Here is a 24,138-nt window from a genome sequence, read left to right as displayed (position 1 = left end):
GTCCGCCGCCATGGCGGCCGCGCCGATCGGCTCAGATACGTTCGCCCGACAGGCGCTGGCACAGCATGTCCAACTGGTCGAGATTGGAATAGCGCAACGACAGATGCCCGCCGGCCGATCCGCCATCATGGGCGATCTCGACCTTCAGGCCCAATATATCGGCCAGATGCTGTTCCAAGGCAGCGATGTCCGGATCCTTGTCGCTGGTCGATCCGGTGCCGGGGCTGCTGCTGCGGCGGGCGACGGGGGCTTCCGCACCGGTCTTGACGCGCCGCACCATCTGTTCGGTGTCGCGCACCGACAGACCCTTTTCCTCGATCTGGCGCGCCAGCTTTTCGGAATCGGGCAGGCCGATCAGCGCGCGGGCATGGCCCATGCTGATCCGGCTTTCCATCACTTGCTGCTGCACCGACTTGGGCAATTCCAGCAGGCGCATGAGATTGGCGACATGGCTGCGCGACTTGCCGACGATCCGGCCCAGCGCTTCCTGGCTATGATGAAATTCGGCGATCAGCTTGCGATAGGCCTCGGCCTCTTCGATCGGGTTCAGGTCTTCGCGCTGGATATTTTCGATCAGCGCGATTTCCAGCGTTTCCTGCTCATCGAAATCCCGCACGATGGCAGGGATGCGATGCAGATGGGCCCGCTGCGACGCGCGCCAGCGGCGTTCGCCGGCGATGATCTGAAAGCCCCCGCCATGGGGCCGCACGATGATCGGCTGGATCACGCCGCGCTTGGCGATACTGTCGGCCAATTCCTGCAATGCGCCTTCGTCGAAGTGACGACGCGGCTGTTCGGGATGCGGCTGGATCAACGACACTTCGATGCTCTGCACCGCCTTCCCATTGGCGGGCGGATTGGTGGCGGCCACCGGTTCTTCGCGCGCGGCATCGCCCAGCAGGGCGGACAGGCCCCGGCCCAGGCCATGCGGACGCTTGGCAATTTTCGGCTTGTCGGTCGTTTCGTCGCTCAAGCGGCAACCTCCTGTCGGGGCAGGCGCGCAATCAGTTCACGCGCCAGGCGCATATAGGCTTCCGAACCGGAACAGCGGAAGTCGTAGATAAGGGCGGGCACGCCATGGCTCGGCGCCTCGGACAGGCGGACATTGCGCGGGATCACGGTCGAGAAGACGAGATCGCCAAGGCAGGCGCGCACATCGTCGGCCACTTGGTCGGTCAGGCGGTTGCGGCGATCATACATGGTCAGTGCCACGCCCATGATCGACAGGCCGGGGTTGAACCGGCCCCGAATGCGCTCGACCGTCTGGAGCAGTTGCGACAGGCCCTCCAACGCGAAAAATTCGCATTGCAGCGGAACCAGCAAATATTGGGCAGCAACCATGGCATTGATCGTCAACAGGCCGAGCGAAGGCGGGCAGTCGATCAGGCAGATATCCCAGCGACCCGGCTGCGCTTCATCCAGCACGCGCGCAAGCCGATGGGTCCGCTCTTCATATTCGATCAGCTCGATTTCCGCGCCGGACAGATCTTGCGTCGCGGGGACGAGGTCCAGCTTGGGGACGCGCGTCGTGACGATCGTGTCATCCAGTGCGCAATTGCCGACCAGCAGGTCGTAGCTGGACTGAGCACGCTCCGCCTGCCCGATGCCCAGCCCCGTCGATGCGTTCCCCTGAGGATCGAGATCGACCAGCAATACGCGAAGCCCGGTGGCGGCCAGACCGGTTGCCAGGTTGATTGCAGTCGTGGTCTTGCCCACCCCGCCCTTCTGGTTGGCAATGGCGATACGGATCATGGGCGACCTTTCTTCTTGCCAGCAGGAGCGAGATTCCGAGCGACGATGAGGGCGCTATCGGCGTCCGTTACGCTCGGTTCCACGTGAAACACACCTTGCCATGCCGGACGCGCCGCCTCCAGTTCATTTTGCGCATTTCGCCCTTTTGGTAGCACCCAGACGGTCTTTTTATCGGACAGGTGCAGCGCGGACGAGAATAGCTTGGGCAATGGCGCATAGGCGCGCGCACTGATGACGGCCGCCTTGGTTGCCGGGACCGTTTCGACGCGTCCACCGAAAACGCGGGCATTGCCCAAGTTCAGATCGGCGATGACGTCGTTCAGAAAGTCGATCCGCTTGCGGCGGGATTCGACCATCATCAGCGGCCGATCGACCAGACAGGCAATGACGATTCCGGGTAGACCGGCACCGGAACCCAGGTCGATCCAGTCCCGTCCATCATCGTCGCCGGCATGGGTCAGCAACTGGGCGGAGTCCACGATGTGCCGTGCCCAGATATGCGGCTTGGTGGAGTCAGCGATCAGATTCTGTTCGTCGGCCGCCGATAGCAGGATCGCGACATAGCGCTCCAACAAAGCCCATGTTTCACGTGAAACATCGAATTGATCCTGAAGCCAGGCGCGCGCTTCGTCCTCGGTCACGCGGCCACCCGGCGCACATGGACGAGAATGGCGGCAAGCGCCGCAGGCGTGATGCCACGAATGCGGCTGGCAGCGGCCAACGTATCAGGGCGCGCAGCGTCCAGTCGCTCGATCATTTCGGTGGAAAGCCCCCCAATGGTTTGAAAATCGAAATGGGCGGGAATGGCGACCCGCTCGTTACGGCGCAGCTCGGCAATTTCCGCATCCTGCCTTTGAAGATAGGGCGCATAATGGGCGTCCTCCAATATCTCGTCGCGCAGATCGGCGGGCGCGTTACGCAGCGCTGGAGCAAGGGTGCAGATCAGATCGCCATCTACCTCAGGGAAACGTGCCCATTCGAACAGGCTGCGGCGCGCGCCATCCTGCCGCACCGATGCCCCTGCCCGCGCCATTTCGCTGGCCGTCATCGGGGTCGCCAGTTCGGCTTCGATCTGGGCGCGTAGCGCCTGACGCTCTGCCAGTCGCGCGGCGCGACCGGCGCTGATAACGCCGTGGCTCAGGCCGATCGGACCGAGGCGTGTCTCGGCATTGTCGGCACGCAAGCGCAGGCGATATTCGGCGCGCGCGGTCAGCATGCGATAGGGTTCCGTCACGCCCTGAAGGACCAGATCGTCGATCATGACGCCGATATAGCTGCTGGCGCGATCCAGGATCAGCGGCGCCTCATCACGGACACGGGCAGCAGCGTTGATGCCGGCGATCAGGCCCTGTGCCGCCGCCTCTTCATAACCGGTGGTGCCGTTGATCTGGCCGGCGCAGAATAATCCGGGCAGCAGCCGAACCTCCAGCGTGGAATCGAGCGCCCGCGGATCGACATGGTCATATTCGACCGCATAGCCGGGCACGGCAATCTCGGCCCGCTCCAGGCCGGGCATGGACCGGACCATCGCGATCTGAACATCGGTCGGCAGCGAGGTGCTGATCCCGTTGGGATAGACGAGCGGATCGTCCAGCCCCTCCGGCTCCAGAAAAATCTGATGACCATCACGATCGCCGAAGCGCAGCACCTTGTCCTCGATCGACGGGCAATAGCGCGGCCCTCGTCCTTCTATCGCACCGCTGAACAAAGGCGAGCGGCTCATGCCATCACGGATGATCGCATGGGTCGCATCATTGGTGCGGGTAATGGCGCAGGCCAGTTGCGGAAGAATGCGTCCGGCGGAGAGTGGCGACATGGTCCACCCCTCTCCATCCGAAGGCTGGGTCTCGAGTGCCGCCCAGTCGATAGTCCGACCGTCGAGACGCGGCGGGGTGCCCGTCTTGAGCCGGGCGATGGGCAGGCCAAGGTCGCGCAACTGAACGCCCAGCGTGCTGGCGGCCCGCTCACCGATGCGACCACCCGTCTCGCGCTCGTCACCCCGGAACAGCTTGCCGCCGAGGAAGGTGCCGGTCGCCAGTACGACCGCGGGAGCGCGAAGGATGCGACCGTCGGCCAATGCGACCCCGGCGATCATGTCCTGCTCGACCAGCAGAGCGTCCGCTTCGCCCTCGACAATCTCCAGCCCGGCCTGCGCGTCGAGCATTTGGTGGATGGCCGCGCGATAGCGTTTGCGATCGGCTTGCACGCGAGGGCCTTGAACAGCGGCGCCCTTGCTGCTGTTGAGCATGCGATAATGAATGGCGGCGGCATCGGCGGCCCGCGCGATCAGCCCGTCCAATGCGTCGACTTCGCGGACCAGATGACCCTTGCCCAGCCCCCCGATGGCAGGGTTACAGGACATGGCGCCGACCGTCTCGCGCGCGAAAGTCAGCAGCGCCACCGACGCGCCCTTGCGCGCTGCCGCTGCCGCCGCCTCACAGCCGGCATGGCCGCCGCCGACCACGATCACATCATAGCTTGTTCGCATGCGCTGCCCTTATCAGATGATAGGGGCTGTGGTCAAAAGCGTTCCACGTGGAACAGTGCCTATTTGCCGATGCAGAAGCCGGAAAAAAGCCTGTCCAGCATATCTTCCGTACTGGCCTGTCCGGTCAGCGCGTCGATGGCGCCCCGGGCAAGGCGCAGATCCTCGGCGATGATCAGAAGATCGGTGGACGCGCTGGCCGCCTGAAGATGGTCGTGCAGCTGTCCAACTCGCTGTCTCTGTCGGGCATGTAGGGCATAGTCACCCTCCCCCGGCAGCAGCGCGGCGGCGCGGGTACGGAGCGCATCGATAAGTACATCCATTCCCTCGCCTGTGCGCGCAGACAGAGAGAGGCCGTCGCGCACGGCATCGGCGCGGTCGCTCTGCGCGGCGATCAATATGGCGTCGGCCCTTGGCAGGTCTGCGGCATCGCCCAACCATAATATGATATCGGCGGCGTCCAGCGCAGCGCGGGCGCGGTCGATGCCGATCGCCTCAATCGCGTCGCCCGTCTCATCGCGAAGCCCGGCCGTATCGGTGAACAGGAAGGCGGTGCCGCCTATCGCCGCAGGTACCTCGATCCGGTCGCGGGTGGTGCCGGCAATATCGGATACGATCGCCGCCTCTCGCCCGACCAGCGCGTTGAGCAGGGTCGACTTGCCGGCATTGGGCGGTCCGGCCAGCACCACGCGGACACCGTCACGCAAGCGCTCGGCCGAAGGCGCGGCCAGGATGGCTGCGACATCATAGGCCAATGCCGCGATCCCATCGCCGATCCGCTGTTCGATCGCCGCGTCAGGCACATCATCCTCGTCGGAGAAATCCAGTGCGGCTTCGGCCATGGCGCTGAGGTCGAGCAATGTGCGACGCCAGCCGTCGATGCGGCGGGAGAAATGCCCTTCGGCCATCAACAGCGCGGCGCGGCGCTGGCCTTGCGTCTCGGCCGCCAGCAGATCGGACAGGCCCTCCACGGCGTTCAGGTCCATGCGCCCATGAGCGAAGGCGCGGCGCGTAAATTCGCCGGCCTCCGCACGGCGCAGGCCGGCCATTGCGCCCAATGCCTCCTCGACGGCGGCCACCACGGCGCGGCCGCCATGGCAATGCAACTCGGCCATATCCTCGCCCGTCACCGTGTCGGGGCCGGGCAGCCAAAGCAGCAAGGCGCGATCGAGCGGCGCATCGTCACGCGGGTCTTTCAATAATGCGAGGCTGGCGGTGCGCGGCGCAGGCAAACGCCGCGCCAGCGCCTGGAGCGCGATACCGGCCTGCGGACCGCTTACCCGAATAACAGCTATACCCGCCGGCGGCGCACCGCTCGACAGGGCGAAGATGGTGTCGCCCTCCTGCCCGGACATGATGCTTATTTCTTGTCGCTGCCGCCCGACATGCCGGCCAGCCCCATATTCATCATCTGCTGGAACAGGCGCATGCCCGCGTCACCCATGGGCGAAAAGCTCTTGAACAGCGTCTCCATCTGCTCCGCACTGCCGATGCCATCAAAGCCGTCCAGCATCGTGCGGATATATTTGTCGTGGATGGGTGTCACGTCGGGCAGGCCCAAAAAGGCGCGGGCTTCGGCCGGGGTGCAGTCCACATCGACGGTAACCTTCATGTCCCTGCCCTTCCCTGTACGGCATTATCATCGCGATGCGGCCGTCATGCCGCAATTGCCCGTACCAACGCAAATTTTAAACGTAGCGGGCGGTTGCGTCGGGCTTGGGAACGGCCAATATGCCGCCCATATTTCCAGCGAAAGAGGATATCGACATGGGCGATTTCACCCCGATCAGCACGTTGAGCGGCGATGGCCAGTTCGACGCCTATGTGGCGCAGCCCGAAGGCGATGCCAAAACGGCAATCATCGTCATCCAGGAAATTTTCGGGGTCAACGAAGGCATCCGGCGCAAGTGCGACAGCTGGGCGAAGACCGGCTATGTCGCTTACGCGCCCGATCTGTTCTGGCGGCTGGAGCCGGGCGTCGAACTGGATGCCGATGTACCAGCGGAGTTTGAGACCGCCATCGGCCTGATGCAGAAATTCGATCAGGATCAGGGCATTCGCGATATCGAAGCGACGATCAAGGCGGCGCGCGCCGCCGGGGCGGAGAAGGTCGGGCTGGTCGGCTATTGCCTGGGCGGGCGGCTCGCCTTCATGGCGGCCTGCCGCACCGATGGCGATGCCTTTGTCGGCTATTATGGCGTGGGTATCGACGGACTGCTGAGTGAGCAGCAGGCGATCGGCAAGCCTGTACTGCTGCATGTCCCCACCGCCGACCATTTCGTCCTGCCCGATGCGCAAAAGGCGATGCACGAAGGATTGGCCGACAATCGCCATGTCACCCTGTTCGATTATGAAGGGCTGGACCACGGCTTTGCCGCAGAGACGGGTAAGCGCCGTGACGAGGCCGGGGCGGAACTGGCCGACAAGCGCACGGCCGATTTCTTTGCCGAGCATCTCGCCTGATGAGCGGCGCATGGCGGATGGTGGCCCTCAGCCATGGCGGACCGGAGGTGATCGCGCGCGAGGATTTCGATCCCGGCACGCCCGGTGATGGCGAAGTGCTGATCGCGCAGGATGCGGTCGGCCTCAACTTCATCGACACCTATTATCGCACCGGCCTTTACCCCGCACCCCTGCCCACGCCGCTGGGGTCGGAAGGTGCTGGCCGGATCATCGCGGTCGGGCCGGGCGTCGGCGACTTTGCGGTCGGCGATGTGGTGGGCTGCGCCAGCGGCCTGGGCTCTTATGCCACCCATCGCATCGTGCCCGCCGATCGCGTCGTGCGCATCCCCGACGGGGTATCGACGCAGGACGCGGCGGCGATGATGCTCAAGGGGATGACCGCCTGTTATCTGGCGGAGGATATCGTGCCGCTGAAAGCCGGACAGGTCGCATTGGTGCATGCGGCGGCGGGTGGGGTCGGATCGGTGCTGGTCCCGTGGCTGCGCGACAAGGGCGTGATCGTCATCGCCCATTGCGGATCGGCGGAAAAGGCGGCGTCGGTCGTGGCCGACCATAGCCTTCACGGTCCTTTCGAAGATCTGGCCGTGCAGGTGCGTGACCTGACCGACGGCGTGGGTGTCGATGTCGTTTATGACGGCGTCGGCAAGGATAGTTGGGCCGCCTCGCTCGCCAGCCTCAAGCGGCGCGGCATGATGGTCAGCTATGGCAATGCATCAGGCGCGGTGCCGCCGATCAGTCTGCTGGACCTCAGCCGGGGCGGGTCGCTGTTCGTCACGCGCCCCACCCTGTTCGATTATATTGCGACGGCGAAGGATCTGGCCAATACGGCTGATCGCTTGTTCGACCGGATGCGGCGGGGCGTGGTGAAGGCGGTGATCGGCCAACGCTTCGCTTTGTCGGACGCGGCCGATGCGCATCGTGCGCTGGAGGCTAGGCAGACGACGGGAACGACGATCCTCATCCCCTGAAGAACTCGGAAAAGGCGCGCCTCATCGCGCCTTTTCCGACAAGTTGCTGCAATTGCAAATCAAAGCAATATTCGCCTCGACGTCCTTACAAGTCCATGGCATCTACCCCCTTGATGCGTGCCATGGCCCCTTTTTTCGCCCCCATTTGGTGCGCCCAGTTGCTGACTGGCGCCAAATCCTTTGTCGACAATCCGCTGATCGGTTCGTCTCGGCTCAACCATTGGGGTCTGCATGTCGCACGCCTTCGCCTGGCCCATGCGATGTCGGATCGACGCCGCGCGGGGTTGGCGGGGGCGGTCGATCCGGCTGACCGGGCGGCATTCGATCGCGATGGCGTGGTGGAGATCCGCAACTTCCTGCCGGACGCGGTTTTCGCCGCGCTGCAACAGCAGATATTGGCCTATCGTGGCCCGGCACGCGAGACGGTTCAGGGGGATGCGGTCACGCGCCGCCTGGCACTTGACGGCGTAGCGCGTCAGGCCATTCCCGCCTTTGCCGATTTTCAACAAGATCGCCGCTGGCGCGGGCTATCCCGCTATGTCGCCAGCTTCGATATCGAACCGCTTCTCTACATCCAGTCCATTCTCCCCCGCCGCCATGATGCGCCGCCCGACCCGCAAACGCAGTTCCATTCGGATACTTTCTATCCGAACATGAAGGCATGGCTGTTTCTGGAGGATGTGCCGATGGAAAGCGGCCCCTTCGCCTATGTGCGGGGATCGCACCGGTTGACGCCGCAGCGCATCGCCTGGGAAAGGGAACGCAGCCTGGCGGTGCGGGACGGAACATGCCGCCTGTCCGCGCGCGGATCCTTTCGGGTCGATGAATCGGAACTGGCCGCGCTGGGCCTGCCCGCGCCGACCCGTTTTGCGGTGCCGGCCAATACGCTGCTGATTGCCGAGACGTTCGGCTTTCATGCCCGTACCCAGGCGAGCGTGCCGGCAACGCGGATCGAATTATGGGCCTATGGGCGGCGCAATCCGTTTCGGCCGCTGACCGGTTGGGATGTCTGGAGCCTGCCCGGCATAGCCGAGCGGCGCATCCCCCTGCGCTGGTGGCTGGGGGACAAGGCGGCCAGGATAGCGCCCCAGCCATGGCGCCCCGTGGGGCATAAGGGGCCGGCGGACGAGTGAACGCCCGCCGGCCTGTCGTCAGCTGAACAGCGTCAATATGCCGACCTGCTGGTCGACGAAGCCATCATAGATCATCTTCACCGCGACATAGAGAATCACGGCAAGGCCGACATAGGCGATCCAGCGGAAGCGCTCGATATAATGGGCGATGACATTGGCGGCGATGCCCATCAGGGCGACCGACAGGACCAGGCCGATCATCAGGATGCCGGGATGATCCCGCGCCGCGCCGGCGACCGCCAGCACATTGTCCAGGCTCATCGACACGTCGGCGACCGCGACGGCCCAGGCGGCGGCGGCGAAGCTCTTGGCCGGGCGCAGGCCTGACACATCATCGTCGCTCGGATCGTCGGGCGTGTCCGCGCCACGCGCCGGATGCAGTTCGCGCCACATCTTCCAGCTGACCCACAGCAGCAGCAAGCCGCCGGCCAGGATCAGGCCGACAATCTGCATCAACTGGCTGACCACCAGCGCGAAGGCGATGCGCAGCACCAATGCGGCGATGATGCCGATCAGGATCACCTTCTTGCGCTGGGCGGCCGGCAGGCCCGCCGCGAGCGCACCGACGACGATGGCATTGTCGCCCGCCAACAGTACGTCGATCATCAGCACCTGAACGAAGGCCGACAGCGCGGATGGCGAAGTGATATTACTGAAATCATTGACGATATGCTGCCAGATATCGGCAGGTGAGCCGATCCCCTGAGCAGCCGAAGCGGCGGTGGCGAGAAGGTCGAACATGGCGGCCTGACGTCCCTGACTTGAAGCTAAGAAGAAAGCCGGACCATATACATGGCCCGGCTCTGACGGCAAAATATCGGATGCGTCGATGTGGCGATCGGTGCAATCGCCCCAACGCTTACTGGTTCATCGAGTCGAAGAAATTCTCGTTGGTCTTGGAATCCTTCATCTTGTCGAGCAGGAATTCCATCGCGTCGATCGTGCCCATCTGCATGAGGATGCGGCGAAGCACCCACATCTTGCTGAGCGTACCCTTCTCGACCAGCAGCTCTTCCTTGCGGGTGCCGGACTTGCCGACATCCAGCGCCGGGAAGATGCGCTTGTCCGCGACCTTGCGGTCCAGCACGATTTCCGAGTTACCGGTGCCCTTGAATTCTTCGAAAATGACTTCGTCCATGCGGCTGCCGGTGTCGATCAGCGCGGTAGCGATGATGGAAAGCGAGCCGCCCTCCTCGATGTTACGCGCGGCACCGAAGAAGCGCTTGGGACGCTGGAGCGCGTTCGCGTCCACGCCGCCGGTCAGCACCTTGCCCGACGAAGGCACCACGGTGTTGTAGGCGCGGCCGAGGCGCGTGATTGAGTCGAGCAGGATGACGACATCCTTCTTATGCTCGACCAGGCGCTTGGCCTTTTCGATCACCATTTCGGCAACCTGGACGTGGCGGGTCGCCGGCTCGTCGAAGGTGGAGGAAACGACCTCACCCTTCACGCTGCGCTGCATGTCGGTAACTTCTTCCGGGCGCTCGTCGATCAGCAGGACGATCAGGAAGACTTCGGGATGATTGTCGGTGATCGCCTTGGCGATATTCTGGAGCATCACCGTCTTGCCGACGCGGGGCGGCGCGACGATCAGCGTACGCTGCCCCTTGCCCTGCGGCGAAACGATATCGATGACGCGGGCCGACTTGTCCTTCTGGGTCGGGTCGCCCGGATCCAGCGTCAGCTTCTGTTCGGGATAGAGCGGCGTCAGGTTATCAAAATTGACGCGATGGCGCACGACATCGGGATCGTCGAAATTGACGGTGGTCAGCTTGGTCAGTGCGAAATAACGCTCGCCATCCTTGGGCGCGCGGATTTCGCCTTCGACCGTGTCGCCGGTGCGCAGGCCGAATTTGCGGACCTGATTGGGCGACACATAAATGTCGTCGGGGCCGGCCAGGAAATTGGCTTCCGGGCTGCGCAGAAAGCCGAAGCCGTCCGGCAGCACTTCGATCGTGCCCTCGCCCATGATCTGCTCGCCATTTTCCGCCTCGGCCTTGAGGATCGCGAACATCAGATCCTGCTTGCGCAGCGTCGACGCGCTTTCGACGCCCAATTCCTCCGCCATGGTGACGAGGTCGGCTGGAATGGTCTTTTTAAGATCCTTGAGATGCATGCGAATCGGTCCGATGGAGAGAGGGTGATCTAAGGGCCGGAAAAGGAAGGATTGGAACCGGACTGGATGCCGGTCGAGCCCCGCTCCGGACGGGCGGGAAGGAATGTCTGGCGTTTAACGATCGCAGGGGCATCAAGTCAAGCTAGGACAATCGCTGGCAGCAGCGGAAAATCGCCTTTTATGCCCCGATGCGGGCCGGGTGGTGGCGCTGGCGCGACGATGGCCTTCCATGATATAAGAAGGATATAAAATGGAAGGATGAGGATATGGGACGGCGCCCGGTTTTCCTGGCTGTCTCCTTGGTGGCTCTACTCGGCGTCGGCTTGACGATCGGGGGGCCGATCCGCGCCGCGCAAGATGGGGTAGCGCCCGCCCCGGCTACCGCCCTTGACCCTGATATACCACCGACCATCGTGCAAACCGGCCCGCCGCTGGACGATCGTGTCACCATTCCCATTTCGATCGACGGCAAGGGACCGTGGAACTTCATCATCGACACCGGGTCGCAGCGGACCGTGATCGCGCGCGATCTGGCGCAGCGGCTGGCGTTGGCGCCGCGCGCCCATGTCACGATCCTCAGCATGACCGGCCGGTCGCAGGCGCAGACGGTCGCGATCCCGCGATTGGGTTTTGGCGCGGGCACGATCGACGATATCGAAGCACCGGTTCTGGAGGGCGAGAATCTGGGCGCGGCGGGTCTGCTGGGGCTGGACAGTCTGCATGCCAAGCGGGTGACGCTGAATTTCCGCACCGGGCGAATGGAAATTGCGAGCAGCAACAGCAATCGGCGGCTGGCGGTCGATCCCGACACGATCGTGGTGGAGGCGCGGCGCAAGCGCGGCCAGTTGATCTTGCTGGATTCCGAAGTGAATGGGATGCGGGTCAACATCATGCTGGATACAGGCAGCGTATTCAGCATCGGCAATCTTGCGCTGCGCGACAAGCTGCTGGCGAAGAAGCGCGCGCCCGCGATGCTGGAGGCGACGCTGACCAGCGTGACGGGCGGGACACTGACCGGGCAGGTCGGGCGGATCAAGGGCGTGCGGATGGGCCGGGTCAACCTGATCGAGGTGCCGGTCCTGTTCGCCGATGCCAGCCCCTTCGCGGAACTGGGTCTTCAGGACAAGCCGGCGCTGCTGCTGGGGATCAGTGCGCTCAGGGTGTTCGATCGGGTGGCGATCGACTTCGGCCGTGGGAAGGTGGACTTCCTGTTGCCCGATTCCAGTGCAGCGGAGCCGACGCGCTGGGCAATCAATGACAAGGCGAAAGGCTGACGATCATCCATGCCCTCCGATCATTAGGATGAACGGATCCTTACTAATCGGGATTTTTCACCGAATAATTGTAAATATTTCACAATTGGCAGGGACAGAGCAAGCCGAAACCCTAGATTTTCGTGGCTTTTCTGAAACTGGCACGCCCCCTGCAATGTCGTTGGCATGACCCATGACGGATCATCGCAGACATTTCAGGGAAGGACCAAGACCATGAAGACCATCGCTTTCGCCGCCGCCATAGTCGCTGCCACCGTTGCCGTTTCGGCCGCTGCTACGCCTGCTTTTGCACAGCCGGAAGGCCGTTTCGGCGGCGCCAAGGTGACCTATGACGCCTCCACCGATCGCTATTGCTTCCGCGAAACCCTGACCGGTTCGATCATCCCGGTGACGCAGTGTCGCTCGAAGAGCGAATGGGCGCAGGATGGTCTGGCCATCAGCCACAATGCCCCCGTCGTTCAGCTGGCCCGTCGTTGATGCACTGCGCAGGCCCGGCTTTCCATCCCCTTCCCTATCGGTCAAGCCGGGCCGATCAGGGATTGGAGGAAGGCCGGGTGGTAGGCTGCTGCTGTTGCTGCCGCTGACGATCGCGGCCCAGCACATTGTCGATCCATTGCTGGTCGATACGCGGCGGCTGCGGACGATCGTCGGGATCGACCTCCAACTGCTGATCGTCCCCTTCATCACCGGACGGCGCAGGCCGCTGACGCTGCTGGACCGGCAGGCCGTTTTCATCGACCATCATGCCGCTGTCCACACCGCTCGATCCATTGTCCGGACTGCCATAATAGGCCTCGTCATCCGGCTCCAGCTGCCATTCGGGCAGCGTGACCTGCGTCTCGAACTGCTCCACGGGACGCTTCGACACGGCCACCTTCATATAGTCGGCAAAGGCCCGTGCAGGTGCTCGGCCGCCCTGTAGGCCGCCTACAGTCTTGGCATCGTCGCGACCCATCCAGACGCCGGTGGTGATGCCACTGGAAAAGCCCAGGAAATAACCGTCCTTGTTGCTGGACGTCGTGCCGGTCTTGCCCGCCACCGGGCGACCGATCTGCGCCGCCTTGCCGGTGCCGGTGCTGACCGCCGTCTGCATCAGGTCGGTCATGCCGGCGGCCACCCAGGGGGCGACCAATACGCGGCTGGTATCATCCTGATGCTGGTAGAGCATCCGGCCGTCGGCCGTCGTCACCTTGGTGATGCCATAGGGCGTCACCGCAATCCCCTTGCGCGCGATCGACGCAGCAGCGCGGGTCATGTCGATCAAGCGCACGTCCGACGTGCCCAACACCATCGAGGGATGGGTGTTGACCGGCGTCGTGACGCCAAAGCGGCGCGCCATGTCGGCCACGGTCGGGAAACCGACCTCCACGCCCAGCTTCGCCGCGACCGTATTGATCGAATAGGCAAAGGCGGTGCGCACGTCGATGTCGCCGGCAAAGCGCCCATTGGCGTTGCGCGGGCTCCACCCGTTGATCGTCACCGGCTCGTCGGTGACGCCCGTGTCGGGCGTATAGCCCGCCTCCAGCGCCGCCATATAGACGAAGATCTTCCAGGCGGACCCCGGCTGGCGCGTCGCGGTGGTCGCGCGATTATAGTTGGACGTCACATAGTCCAGGCCGCCGACCATCGCCCGCACCGCGCCATCGCGGTCCAGGCTGACCAGCGCGCCCTGCGTGCCGCCCGGCACATTGGCCTTGATCGCGGACGTCGCGGCATTCTGCATGCCAAGGTCGATGGTGGTATAGACTTCCAGTGGCTCGTTCGGCTCGTCGATCAACAGGTCGAGTTGCGGCAGCGCCCAGTCGGTGAAGTAGCGCACGCTGTTTTGCGGCGGCTCGGGCGCCATCTTCACGCTGGAAAGGTCGGCGCCGGCGCGCTGCGATGCGGAAATGGCGTCATTTTCCTGCATCAGGTCCAGCACCACGCCGGCGCGGCCGATCGCGGCATCGGCGTCGGCGGTGGGGGAATAGCTGGACGGCGCCTTCACCAGACCGGCGATGATCGCCGCTTCGGGCAGGTCGAGCGATGTGGCGGGATGGCCGAAGAATTTCCGGCTCGCCGCATCGATGCCATAGGCGCCGCCGCCGAAATAGACCTTGTTGAGGTAAAGTTCGAGGATCTGCCGCTTGGAGAATTTGCGCTCCAGCGCCAGCGCCAGCACCATTTCGCGGATCTTGCGGCCGAAACTATAGCTGTTGTTGAGGAAGATGTTGCGCGTCACCTGCTGGGTGATGGTGGAAGCGCCCTGCCAGCGGCGGCCGGTACCGCGCCGTTCCACCGCGACCCAGGCGGCGCGCGCCATGCCGATCGGATCGACACCGGGATGCAGATAGAAGCGCCGATCCTCGGTCGAAACCATGGCATCGACCATCACTTCGGGAATCTGGTCGTAGCTCAACCATTGGCCGAAACTCGGCCCAAGCGACACGATCACGCTGCCGTCGGCGGCATGGACGCGGATCATCTGTCCGTTGGGGGAGGATTTCAGACTGTCATAGTCGGGCAGCGACTGCATCGCGATCACCACCGCGATCACGAGTGCCAAAAATCCCGCGACCGCCGCAGCAAGGCCGATCTTCAGCCCGCGCAACGCCCATGTCTTCGCGCGGCCACGCGGCGCGCCCTTGCTCTTGCTAGATCCTGCCATTTGTGCCGCCTCGGATACGCGCTAATCCCGGCCCCGGCCAGCGCAAATCATGCAACCGGCGCGGAAAAAGACCGTCGCGCCGTCCATGGGGAGTGGCGCTTTACCGGGGATGAACGGCACTTATGCAGTCATGATGCAGGCGGCGGGGAATGGATGCGCAGGCCGCGCCGACACTGGCCGTAATCACGCCTCGTCGCGCGGCTTGAAGGCGAGGCCGGCGCTGTTCATGCAATAACGCAGGCCATTGACGCCGGGACCGTCGGGGAAGACATGGCCCAGATGGCCTTCGCAGGTGGCGCAGCGCACTTCGGTGCGGATCATGCCATGGCTGGCGTCGCGAATCTCCTCGACCGCGTCGATATCGACCGGGGCGGTGAAGCTGGGCCAGCCCGACCCGCTGTCATATTTTTCCTCGGCATCGAACAATTCGGTGCCGCAGCCGGCGCAATAATAGACGCCGTCGGCCTTGTTGCTGTTATATTTGCCGGTGAAGGCCCGTTCGGTGCCCGCTTCGCGCAGCACATGATATTGTTCGGGGGAAAGGCGGTCGCGCCATTCGGCTTCGCTCAGGGTCAGCTTGTCCATGGACGCAATATGGCGCTGTAGGACAGGTGGTTCAAGTCCAGGTTCAGGTAACTGTGGGAGGTCAGGCCCGCTCTCGTGCCGCCTGCCGCGCGATCGCCAGCAATTCGTGACGGACCAGCAGGTCGCCGGTGCCACGGCCCGACCGGGTGGCGCGTTCGGCGTCCAGCAGGCGCTGGATGACGCGGGCGATGCCTGGCGCATCCCATGTCCGCACCTGGCGCGTGACCAGCCCCTTTTCCTTCCAGAAGACCGCCTTGCCCGCTGCATCGACCGCACCCTCCAGCCGACCGCTGGCGTCGAAATCGGTGCGGATATTGGCGATCAGCATCGCGCGGCCCAGCAGCGGGCGGATGACGGCGGCCATGGCCGTGCCGGTTTCGCTCAGGCTGCTCAGTTCGCGGTGCATGGCCTTCAGGTCGCCGCCCAACACGGCGTTGACCAGAGGCGCGACCTCCGTATCGGGATTATCGGCCGATAGCGCATCGAGCGCCTCTGCGGTCGCTTCGCGCGGGCGATCCGGCGCGGCATCCAGATAGAGGATCAGCTTTTCGATCTCGCCGTTCATCAGCGCCCGATCGCCATTGGCCAGCGACACGATGCGCCGGGCCAATTCGGTCGACAGGCGCAACCCGCCGTCGCGGGCGATGCCGATGGCGATCTGTTCCGATTCGCGCGCGTCGGGTTGGTAGGAGATACACGCCATGACGGCCTTATGCTCCAGCGCCAGCTTGACCAGCTTCGATGTCGCCTTGAGCGCGCCGGCCACCGCGATCACCGGATTGCCGGCGGCCTCCGCCTCCAGCAGGGCGGTCAATGCCGGCACCGATTCCTCGCCCATGCCGTTGACGCGAATCCAGCGCTTGTCACCGAACATGGAGAAGGCGGCGGCTTCGTCCGCAAGGCGTGCAGGATCGTCCTTCAGCGTCGCGCCGTCCAGGTCGATGCGTTCGGCCTGCGGCCCCATCGCCCGCTCCAGCCGCTTGGCCAGCGACTGGCTGCCCGCCTCATCGGGGCCGTAGAGCAGGAAGAAACGGGTGTCGGCAGCCGATGTCTGACCGGCCGCGTCCAGCGCCCGTTCGATCTGGCCGCGATTGGCTTTCAAGGATTGGCGGCCTTGCGCGAATACATTGCCAGACGCGTGATGATCTGGTCCGCCACCGTCTGCGACAGCCGTTCCAGCGCCGTATCTTCGGCCGCGATCGTGGCATATTCGCTGGAGGTGACGTCGATACCCGCGTCCGATCCGGCGGTGTCGTCCAGCAACTGCGCGCCGGTGCTTTCGTCGACCAGTTGATAGCGCGCCCGGAGCGTACGGCGCTCGCGCGTGATGGCGGCGTCGGCACGCAGGCCGAAACCGGCGATATTGTCGTCCAGCTTCACCACCAGCTTATAATGCGGGCCGGACCCGCCCTGCATGGCGGCGAGTCGATCGTTGAGCGCATTGCGCATCAGCCAGCCGGCCTTGCCCTCGATCGGTTCGACCGTGACATTGCCCAGCGCCTGCGCCACCGGCCCATGCCCACCCCCGCCATAGACGGGGCGCAACCCGCAGGCGGTGAGGAGCAAAGGCAGGGCGATAAGGGGCAGGATGCGCTTCATGCCAAACTCCATAACCGTTCGCCCTGAGCTTGTCGAAGGGCTGCTCTTCTCTTTGGAAAAGAACAAGGCTTCGACAGGCTCAATCCGAACAGGGTCTATCAGATCACGATATTCACCAGGCGACCGGGCACCACGATGATCTTCTTAGGCGTGACGCCGTCCAGCGTACGGACGACATTGGGCGCGGCCAAAGCCAGCTTTTCCAGTTCGTCCTTGGGCGTATCCTTCGCCACCGTGATGGTGTCGCGCAGCTTGCCCATCACCTGGCAGGCAATGGTCACCTCGTCATCGACCAGCAGCGCCGGATCGACCGTGGGCCAAGCGGCGTCGGCGATCAGCCCCTCGCCGCCCATTTCCGCCCAGCCCTCTTCGGCCAGATGCGGCGTCATCGGCGCGACCAGCAGCGCCAGGCTGCGGATGGCGGCGGTGCGCGATGCCGACGGCTTGGCCTTCTCAATCGCGTTGGTCAGTTCGTAGATCTTGGCGACGGCCTTGTTGAAGCCCAGCGCCTCGATATCCTTGGCGATGCCATCGACGGTCTGATGCAGCTTGCGGTCCAGCGCCTTGTCTTCGCCTTGCGCCGACGCATCGGCTTCGCCGAACAGGCGCCAGACGCGGTTGACGAAACGCCACGATCCTTCGATCCCGGCTTCGGTCCAGGGCAGGTCGCGTTCCGGCGGGCTGTCCGACAGCATGAACCAACGCACCGCGTCCGCGCCATATTGGGCGATGATATCGTCGGGATCGACGACATTCTTCTTCGACTTGGACATTTTGATGACCCGGCCGACTTCGACCGGCGCATTGTCCGCGACCAGCGTGGCGCCGTCCGACGTGCGGGTGATTTCGCCCGGCGCGAAATAGACGGGGGGCAGCCCCTCGCCCTGTTCGCGGCTATACGTCTCATGCGTCACCATGCCCTGCGTGAACAGGCCGGTGAAGGGCTCGGCAAAGTCCAGCTGCCCCATATGTTGAAGCGCGCGGGTCCAGAAACGGGCGTAGAGCAGATGCAGGATCGCATGTTCCACGCCGCCAATATATTGGCCGACCGGCAGCCATTGCTCGACCGTGGCACGATCGAACGGCTTGTCGGACGGCTGGCTGGCGAAGCGGATGAAATACCAGCTGGAATCGGCGAACGTATCCAGCGTGTCCGTCTCGCGCACCGCCGCCTTGCCGCAGGACGGGCAATCGACATGCTTCCAGGTCGGATGACGGTCCAGCGGGTTACCCGGAATGTCGAAGCTGACATCGTCGGGCAGCACGACCGGCAACTGCGCCTTGGGCACGGGCACCGCGCCGCAGTCTTCGCAATGGATGACCGGGATCGGTGTGCCCCAATAACGCTGGCGCGACACGCCCCAGTCGCGCAGGCGGAACACGGTCTTGCCCGCGCCCCAGCCTTCCGATTCGGCACGGCCGATGACCGCGGCCTTGGCATCCTCGACGGTCATGCCGTCCAGGAAGCGGCTGTTCACCAGATTGCCGGGGCCGGTATAGGCTTCGTTGTGGATCGGCGCGTCGGCCTTCCCTTCCAGCGCGACGACACGCTCGACCGGCAGCATATATTTGCGCGCGAAGTCCAGGTCGCGCTGGTCATGCGCGGGCACGCCCATGACGGCGCCGGTGCCATAATCCATCAGCACGAAGTTGGCGATGAAGACGGGCAGATGCCATTCGGGATCGAAGGGATGCGCGACGGTCAGGCCGGTGTCGAAGCCCAGCTTCTCCGCCGTTTCCAGTTCGGCCGCCGTGGTGCCGCCTTCCTTGCATTTTTCGATGAAGGCGACCGCATCCGGATTGTTTGCCGCTACCGCCTGCGCGACCGGATGGTCCGCCGCGATCGCGACGAAGCTGGCGCCGAAAATCGTGTCGGGCCGGGTCGAATAGACCTCGATCCGGCTGTCGAACGGCGCGACCGGCTCGAAATGAAATTGCAGGCCGACCGACTTGCCGATCCAGTTTTCCTGCATCGTGCGAACCTTGTCCGGCCACTGGTCGAGCGTCTTCAGCCCTTCCAGCAGGTCGTCGGCAAATTGCGTGATCTTTAGGAACCACTGGCTCAGCTTGCGCTTTTCGACCAGCGCGCCCGAACGCCATCCGCGCCCGTCGATCACCTGCTCGTTGGCCAGCACGGTCATGTCGACCGGATCCCAATTGACCGCCGACTCCTTGCGATAGACCAGGCCCGCTTCCAGCATGTCCAGGAACAGCGCCTGTTCATGGCCATAATAGTCCGGCTCGCAGGTGGCGAGTTCGCGGCTCCAGTCGATCGCGAAGCCCAGCTTCTTCAACTGCGCGCGCATATTGGCGATATTGTCGCGGGTCCACGACCCCGGATGGACCTTCTTTTCCATCGCCGCATTTTCGGCCGGCATGCCGAAGGCGTCCCAGCCCATCGGATGCAGCACTTCATGCCCGGTCATCCGGCGGAAGCGCGCCAGCACGTCGCCCATCGAATAATTGCGGACATGACCGATATGGATGCGCCCCGACGGATAGGGGAACATCTCCAGCACATAGGATCGCGGCTTGGTCGAGGCGTCGTCCGCCTTGAAGCTTTGCTGCTTGTCCCATGTCGCCTGCCAGCGGGCGTCGGCCTCCAGCGGGTTGAAGCGCCTCTGCATGTCATGTCCTTACAAATGCGGGCGGGCTGGGCCTATTGCAAAGCCCAGCCCGAAAGGTTCGAAAAAATCGGGCATTTATCATGCCCGCAAAGGGTTCAGGTCAGCCGATCGCCGTGCGGCGCAGGTCGCGCGCCTTGGTGAGGATGATCTCTTCCAGCTTCTGCACGGTGGCGGCGGCGACCGGGGCATCGACCCACTGGCCGCCCTGATTGACCTGGCGGCTGGCGGCAACGCGCAGCGCGTCGGCGCGCAGATCCTGGTCCAGGATCGACACGGTCAGCTTCATCCGTTCATTGGGCGTGTTCGGATTGGCATACCAGTCGGTGACGATCACGCCGCCGTTCGAATCGGTCTGCACCATCGGCATGAACGACAAAGTGTCCAGCGACGCGCGCCATAGATAGGCGTTCACGCCGATCGTCGTCACCTTCGACGCGGCGATGTCGGCTTTGGGCCGATCCTTGGAACCGCCACCGCAGGCGGCAAGCGGCAGGATCGCGACCAGCAGCAGGCCGGCGGTTGCAGAGGCGGAAAGGCGGCGGACCATCAGGCATGTCCTAGCTAGAAAAGACGAAAAACTGCCCGCTTCTATAGTGGCCGTGCGCCATGGGGCAAGGGCTAGCGTGGGGAAGCCTTCCCTCCAGTGCGACAGGTTGCGATGGTAGCGTTCACGCGACGGCGCCGGAGTCTGTGTATTCCGTGCAACAGCTCAGACAAAAAGCCCTTCCGCCCCTAGCCAATGGAGGCTTTTGCGGTGTAAAGCGTTGTCAAATATATCGGGTGGGAACAAGAGTCGGGTCATGGTTATGAAAAGGGGACATTTGCTGGGAACGGGTGCGGCGATTGCCGTGACTGGCTTCCTGCTGTCGCCCGCCATCGGTGCCGTGACCGATCTGGCCCGTCTGCGTCCCGAAGCGCCTGCTTCGCTGGGCAGCATTGGCTCCTTTACGCCCACGATCAAGGATCCGCGCCTGGCTGCGGCTTATGCCAAGATCGTTGCATCCGCGAATCAGCGTGGTTTCCGCTTTACCCCGACCAGCGGTTCGCTCAGCGGCCAGCGTTCGGTTACCGTGATGGTGCGGGCTGCGGGTGACGATCGCGTTGCCGTCAATCGCACGATCGACATGGTCGATATCAAGCCGGTCGCGTTCAGCCTGAACGGTGCGCATAACTGGCGCAAGTTCGCCCTGCCCGACGCCGTCGGTCGCAAGGCACTGGACCCCGTGCCGGTCCAGACCATGGTCGATGCGAAGAATTTCTCGCTGGATGACGGCAAGAAGGATCGTTTCAGCACCAAGGTGATGCTGGAAACCCGTCGTGAGCCGGGTGCGGCGGCGACGGTTCGCAATCCTTCGGCGGACAAGGATTATTCGCTGGATCTGGCCAGCTCCTATTCGCTGACGCGCAACCTGAACGTTACCGCCGGTGTGCGCTATAATAATAGCGTGGCGGGTCGCCTGACCCCGATGACCGACGATCGCCAGGACAGCCAGGCCGTCTATCTGGGCACGGTCTTCAAATTCTGATCGGATTAGAGCATTTTGAAGTCAGCTGTCATAGCTGACGGCTCGCAAAATTCGGACAATAAAACCTCCGGAAGCATCATCCGATTCGATTGCATCGGACGATGCTCCAGGGCGGCTGTTTCACGTGGATCGGTGAAACCTCGTTCGGGACGACGATCTCGTTCGTTCATGCAGCAAGATAATCGGGTGCAAATAGTCGCAGGTCGATAGGGGAAAGGGCTTTCACCCTTTCCCAAACCCGCAGCTTCACCCTCTTTCCAATATCATCTCCGCAACCGGCGACGGCAGCGGTAGTCCGGCGAAATGGGCGGCCAGATTGGCCATCAATGTCTCCGCCATCCGTCCCACCGCTTCATGCGTAGCGCCGCCGGTATGCGGGGTCAGCACCACATTGGGCAGATCGGCCCAGCGCGCAGGATCGGTCGGTTCGGGATCGAACACGTCGAGGGCCGCGCCTCCCAGACGTCCACTCCGTAATGCTGCAATCAGCGCGCTTTCATCCACCAACTGCCCGCGCGCGACATTCACCAACAATCCATCCGGCCCCAACGCGTCCAGAATGGCGGCGTCGATCATGCCGCGATTGCGCTCGTCGGCGCGGGCCGCGACCAGCAATATGTCGCTGTCCCGTGCCAGCGCGGCGACATCATCCGCCCTGGGCCAGGGCAGGTCGGATTTGGGCCGTGGTCCCCACCATCCGATCTTCATCTTCATCGCCTGTGCGCGTTCCGCCACGGCGATGCCGATGGCGCCCATCCCCACGATACCCAGGCGCGCGCCGTTCATCGAGCGGGTTCGCATCTTGCTCTCGATCGTCCACGCGCCGGCGCGCAGGTGGCGATCGCCCGCCACGATCCAGCGGCGATGGGCCAACATCAGGCCGATCGCATGGTCGGCCACATCCTCCGCATTGGCATTGCCGGCATGGGCCACGGCGATCCCGCGCTCGCGGGCGAGGGGCAGGTCCACCCCGTCATAGCCCACGGTGAAGCAGGCGATGAGGGTCAGGCGGGGCATGGCGTCCACCAGGTCGCGACCGAGCGGAAACTCGCCGGCCCAGACCAGCGCATCGACCTTGCGCAATTGGTCGGGTGCCGGCGATTCCCACAGGGCGATGACGTCATGGTCCGTGCGCAACAGCGGCAGCAGTGGCGCCAGCAAAGGCTGGCCCACCAACAACAGGGGACGAGTCATGACTCAGCCGATCTGCCGCAAAGCCTGGGCGAAATCGGCGATCAGATCGTCCGCATCCTCGCAGCCGATCGAGATGCGCACCATATTGTCGCCGATCGCCAGCGCTTTCTTGCGCTCCGCCGGCACCGACAAATGGGTCATGGCGGCAGGATGGCTGGCCAGCGTCTCGGTCCCGCCGAGACTCACCGCCAGCTTGGCGATCTTGAGCGCGTCGAGAAAAGCGAAGGCCTCCGCCTCCCCGCCCTTGAGGTAAAGCGAGAAGGTCGATCCCGCGCCGGTGCAGTGGCGGCGATAGATGTCCGCCTGCCGCTCCGTCTCCGGAAAGCCCAGATAGACGACCTTATCCACCTGCGGCTGGTCCTTCAACCAGGTGCAGACCTTCTCCGCATTCTCGCCGGCCCGGCTCATCCGCAATTCCAGCGTTTCCAGCGACCGCAACAGCATCCAGGCGCTATGGGGATCGAGGATGGTGCCGATCGTGTTGCGCATCAGGCGAATGCTGTTGATGAGCGCGTTGCTACCCAGCACTCCGCCTGCGACCAGATCGCTGTGCCCGCCGGCATATTTGGTGAGGCTGTAGATGACGAGGTCCGCGCCATGGGCGATCGGCTTGTGCCACAGCGGCCCCAGAAACGTATTGTCGATCGCGATCGGCGGGACATGCTCCTCGCCAGAAAACAGTGAGTCGCGCCGCGCGACCACCGCCTCCAGATCGACCAGAACATTGGTCGGATTGGCCGGGCTTTCCAGATAGAGCAAAGCGACGCGGCCCAGACCCTTCGCCTTCTCGATCGCTGCGCCAATCTCATCCTCGGTCGCGCCGGCGGGGAAGTCGATCCACTGCACGCCGAACTTGCCGAGGATCCGGCCGATCAGCGATTCGGTCGCGGCATAAAGCGGCGCGCTATGCACGATGACGTCGCCCGGCTGCACCAGCGCCAGCAAGGTGGTGGCGATGGCCGACATGCCGCTGGAAAAGAGCAAGGCATCCTCCGCCTCCTCCCATACCGACAGGCGATCCTCGCAAATTTCCTGATTCGGCCCGTTGAAGCGCGAATAGACCAGCCCTTCCGATCCACCGGGACGGATGCCGGTCACGCCTTCGAAATGGCGCTTGCCCGCAGCGGCGCTTTCGAAGGCGAAGGTGGAGGTGAGGAAGATCGGCGGCTTGAGCGAGCCTTCCGACAGAGTCGGGTCATAGCCATGGCCCATCATCAGCGTGGCGGGCTTCAGCTTGCGGCCGTCAATCTCCATGATCGGGGCCTTGGGGCGGCGGCGGTTGCGCGGGGCCTCCACACCGGTCAGGTCGGCTTCGTTGAAATCGGGGGTGAAATCGGGCGTGTCGCCGGTCATATCATATCTCCTGCTGGCGGCGTCTGTGCGCCGCTGTCATGGGCAGGAGTGTAACGCAGGGCGCCGGCAAAGAGCCAGAGAAAGAGCGTAAGATTATTTCCTGCCGCTATATGATTATTCCGCGCATGGACCAACCGCCCCTCAGGCGACCAACCCTTCCTCCACCTCGACATCCACCGGCGCGCCGTCCGCGCCGAGCGGCTCATGCGGCGGCAGGAAGCGTCCGACATTGAGCGTCTGGGCATAAAAGCCCCACCATTGGGTCCAGAAAGCAGCCGGCATGAACCAGATGTCGAAAAAAATGTCGGGCGCTGCTTGGGGGCTGATTTTCTCGGTCATGATCTCTCCATAAGGCGTGCTGCGCGACAACCCTATACGCCTGATCCCGTGGGGAGTTGCGCGGTCCGGAATGATGA

General features: G+C 63.8%; 23 protein-coding genes. 6 read left to right on the top strand and 17 right to left on the bottom strand.

Annotation, left to right across the window (positions count from 1 at the left end):
• Positions 1-31: 31 nt before the first annotated feature.
• From F4U94_RS07950 to F4U94_RS07925, 6 genes are read right to left on the bottom strand one after another with little or no spacing between them, the layout of a single operon-like run.
• On the bottom strand, positions 32-973 hold the full coding sequence (locus F4U94_RS07950; RefSeq protein ID WP_120251364.1) for a ParB/RepB/Spo0J family partition protein: 942 nt from the start codon (positions 971-973) through the stop codon (positions 32-34).
• Positions 970-1,752, bottom strand: a complete 783-nt coding sequence (locus F4U94_RS07945; protein ID WP_120251365.1) for a ParA family protein — start codon at positions 1,750-1,752, stop codon at positions 970-972. Before F4U94_RS07945 ends, F4U94_RS07950 begins: the two co-directional genes overlap by 4 nt.
• Entirely contained in the window at positions 1,749-2,393 is a 645-nt protein-coding gene (gene rsmG / locus F4U94_RS07940) for a 16S rRNA (guanine(527)-N(7))-methyltransferase RsmG (protein WP_120251366.1), read from the bottom strand. The genes F4U94_RS07945 and rsmG overlap by 4 nt, the downstream gene beginning before the upstream one ends.
• Complete coding sequence (mnmG, locus tag F4U94_RS07935) at positions 2,390-4,240, bottom strand: tRNA uridine-5-carboxymethylaminomethyl(34) synthesis enzyme MnmG (RefSeq protein WP_120251367.1); 1,851 nt, start codon at positions 4,238-4,240, stop codon at positions 2,390-2,392. Before mnmG ends, rsmG begins: the two co-directional genes overlap by 4 nt.
• A gap of 59 nt (positions 4,241-4,299) precedes the next feature.
• A complete protein-coding gene (mnmE, locus tag F4U94_RS07930; protein WP_120251368.1) occupies positions 4,300-5,592 on the bottom strand; it encodes a tRNA uridine-5-carboxymethylaminomethyl(34) synthesis GTPase MnmE in 1,293 nt (430 codons plus the stop codon).
• A gap of 5 nt (positions 5,593-5,597) precedes the next feature.
• Complete coding sequence (locus F4U94_RS07925) at positions 5,598-5,849, bottom strand: DUF6489 family protein (protein ID WP_120251369.1); 252 nt, start codon at positions 5,847-5,849, stop codon at positions 5,598-5,600.
• 155 nt (positions 5,850-6,004) lie between these two features.
• Here F4U94_RS07925 and F4U94_RS07920 point away from each other — a divergent pair, with 155 nt between their 5' ends.
• The 3 genes from F4U94_RS07920 to F4U94_RS07910 all read left to right on the top strand — a co-directional run bounded on the left by F4U94_RS07920 (position 6,005) and on the right by F4U94_RS07910 (position 8,801).
• Positions 6,005-6,700: a dienelactone hydrolase family protein gene (locus tag F4U94_RS07920; protein ID WP_120252247.1), complete on the top strand. Its 696-nt coding sequence runs from the start codon at positions 6,005-6,007 to the stop codon at positions 6,698-6,700.
• Complete coding sequence (locus F4U94_RS07915) at positions 6,700-7,668, top strand: quinone oxidoreductase family protein (protein WP_197716407.1); 969 nt, start codon at positions 6,700-6,702, stop codon at positions 7,666-7,668. The genes F4U94_RS07920 and F4U94_RS07915 overlap by 1 nt, the downstream gene beginning before the upstream one ends.
• A gap of 113 nt (positions 7,669-7,781) precedes the next feature.
• Positions 7,782-8,801: a phytanoyl-CoA dioxygenase family protein gene (locus F4U94_RS07910; protein ID WP_172598796.1), complete on the top strand. Its 1,020-nt coding sequence runs from the start codon at positions 7,782-7,784 to the stop codon at positions 8,799-8,801.
• A gap of 18 nt (positions 8,802-8,819) precedes the next feature.
• Here the strand turns inward: F4U94_RS07910 and F4U94_RS07905 are convergent, their stop codons facing one another.
• The gene (locus tag F4U94_RS07905; RefSeq protein ID WP_120251371.1) at positions 8,820-9,542 is read right to left on the bottom strand and encodes a YjbE family putative metal transport protein; all 723 of its coding nucleotides are present in this window, start codon (positions 9,540-9,542) and stop codon (positions 8,820-8,822) included.
• Between the two features lie 118 nt (positions 9,543-9,660).
• On the bottom strand, positions 9,661-10,917 hold the full coding sequence (gene rho / locus F4U94_RS07900) for a transcription termination factor Rho (protein ID WP_120251372.1): 1,257 nt from the start codon (positions 10,915-10,917) through the stop codon (positions 9,661-9,663).
• A 266-nt stretch (positions 10,918-11,183) separates the two neighbouring features.
• Here rho and F4U94_RS07895 point away from each other — a divergent pair, with 266 nt between their 5' ends.
• Positions 11,184-12,191 carry an aspartyl protease family protein gene (locus tag F4U94_RS07895; protein WP_120251373.1) on the top strand — a complete coding sequence of 336 codons (1,008 nt, stop codon included), beginning with the start codon at positions 11,184-11,186 and terminating at the stop codon, positions 12,189-12,191.
• Between the two features lie 213 nt (positions 12,192-12,404).
• Entirely contained in the window at positions 12,405-12,668 is a 264-nt protein-coding gene (locus F4U94_RS07890) for a hypothetical protein (RefSeq protein WP_120252249.1), read from the top strand.
• A 55-nt stretch (positions 12,669-12,723) separates the two neighbouring features.
• On the opposite strand, the gene F4U94_RS07885 is transcribed toward F4U94_RS07890, so the two are convergent.
• The 6 genes from F4U94_RS07885 to F4U94_RS07860 all read right to left on the bottom strand — a co-directional run bounded on the left by F4U94_RS07885 (position 12,724) and on the right by F4U94_RS07860 (position 20,196).
• Entirely contained in the window at positions 12,724-14,838 is a 2,115-nt protein-coding gene (locus F4U94_RS07885; RefSeq protein WP_120251374.1) for a transglycosylase domain-containing protein, read from the bottom strand.
• A 183-nt stretch (positions 14,839-15,021) separates the two neighbouring features.
• Positions 15,022-15,423 (bottom strand): peptide-methionine (R)-S-oxide reductase MsrB, encoded by a 402-nt coding sequence (gene msrB, locus F4U94_RS07880; RefSeq protein WP_120251375.1) that lies wholly within the window; start codon positions 15,421-15,423, stop codon positions 15,022-15,024.
• 61 nt (positions 15,424-15,484) lie between these two features.
• Positions 15,485-16,525, bottom strand: coding sequence for a DNA polymerase III subunit delta (gene holA, locus F4U94_RS07875; protein WP_120251376.1), 1,041 nt, complete (start codon positions 16,523-16,525; stop codon positions 15,485-15,487).
• Positions 16,522-17,022, bottom strand: a complete 501-nt coding sequence (gene lptE / locus F4U94_RS07870; protein ID WP_120252250.1) for an LPS assembly lipoprotein LptE — start codon at positions 17,020-17,022, stop codon at positions 16,522-16,524. The genes holA and lptE overlap by 4 nt, the downstream gene beginning before the upstream one ends.
• 98 nt (positions 17,023-17,120) lie before the next feature.
• Positions 17,121-19,649, bottom strand: a complete 2,529-nt coding sequence (leuS, locus tag F4U94_RS07865) for a leucine--tRNA ligase (RefSeq protein WP_120251377.1) — start codon at positions 19,647-19,649, stop codon at positions 17,121-17,123.
• 100 nt (positions 19,650-19,749) lie between these two features.
• A complete protein-coding gene (locus F4U94_RS07860; RefSeq protein WP_120251378.1) occupies positions 19,750-20,196 on the bottom strand; it encodes a DUF3576 domain-containing protein in 447 nt (148 codons plus the stop codon).
• Between the two features lie 253 nt (positions 20,197-20,449).
• On the opposite strand from F4U94_RS07860, the gene F4U94_RS07855 reads away from it, so the two are divergent.
• Complete coding sequence (locus F4U94_RS07855) at positions 20,450-21,175, top strand: hypothetical protein (RefSeq protein ID WP_120251379.1); 726 nt, start codon at positions 20,450-20,452, stop codon at positions 21,173-21,175.
• Between the two features lie 246 nt (positions 21,176-21,421).
• Here F4U94_RS07855 and F4U94_RS07850 read toward each other — a convergent pair whose 3' ends face one another.
• From F4U94_RS07850 to F4U94_RS07840, 3 genes are all read right to left on the bottom strand, one after another.
• On the bottom strand, positions 21,422-22,369 hold the full coding sequence (locus F4U94_RS07850; RefSeq protein ID WP_120251380.1) for a 2-hydroxyacid dehydrogenase: 948 nt from the start codon (positions 22,367-22,369) through the stop codon (positions 21,422-21,424).
• 3 nt (positions 22,370-22,372) lie between these two features.
• On the bottom strand, positions 22,373-23,722 hold the full coding sequence (locus F4U94_RS07845) for a cystathionine gamma-synthase family protein (protein ID WP_120251381.1): 1,350 nt from the start codon (positions 23,720-23,722) through the stop codon (positions 22,373-22,375).
• 141 nt (positions 23,723-23,863) lie between these two features.
• Positions 23,864-24,061 (bottom strand): hypothetical protein, encoded by a 198-nt coding sequence (locus F4U94_RS07840; protein ID WP_120251382.1) that lies wholly within the window; start codon positions 24,059-24,061, stop codon positions 23,864-23,866.
• Between the last annotated feature and the right edge of the window lie 77 nt (positions 24,062-24,138).

The sequence above is a fragment of the Sphingobium limneticum genome, from assembly GCF_008710155.1.
Lineage (GTDB): Bacteria > Pseudomonadota > Alphaproteobacteria > Sphingomonadales > Sphingomonadaceae > Sphingobium > Sphingobium limneticum.
The sequence above is the reverse complement of the archived record's forward strand: the minus strand, read 5'-3'. Positions and strand labels throughout refer to the sequence as shown.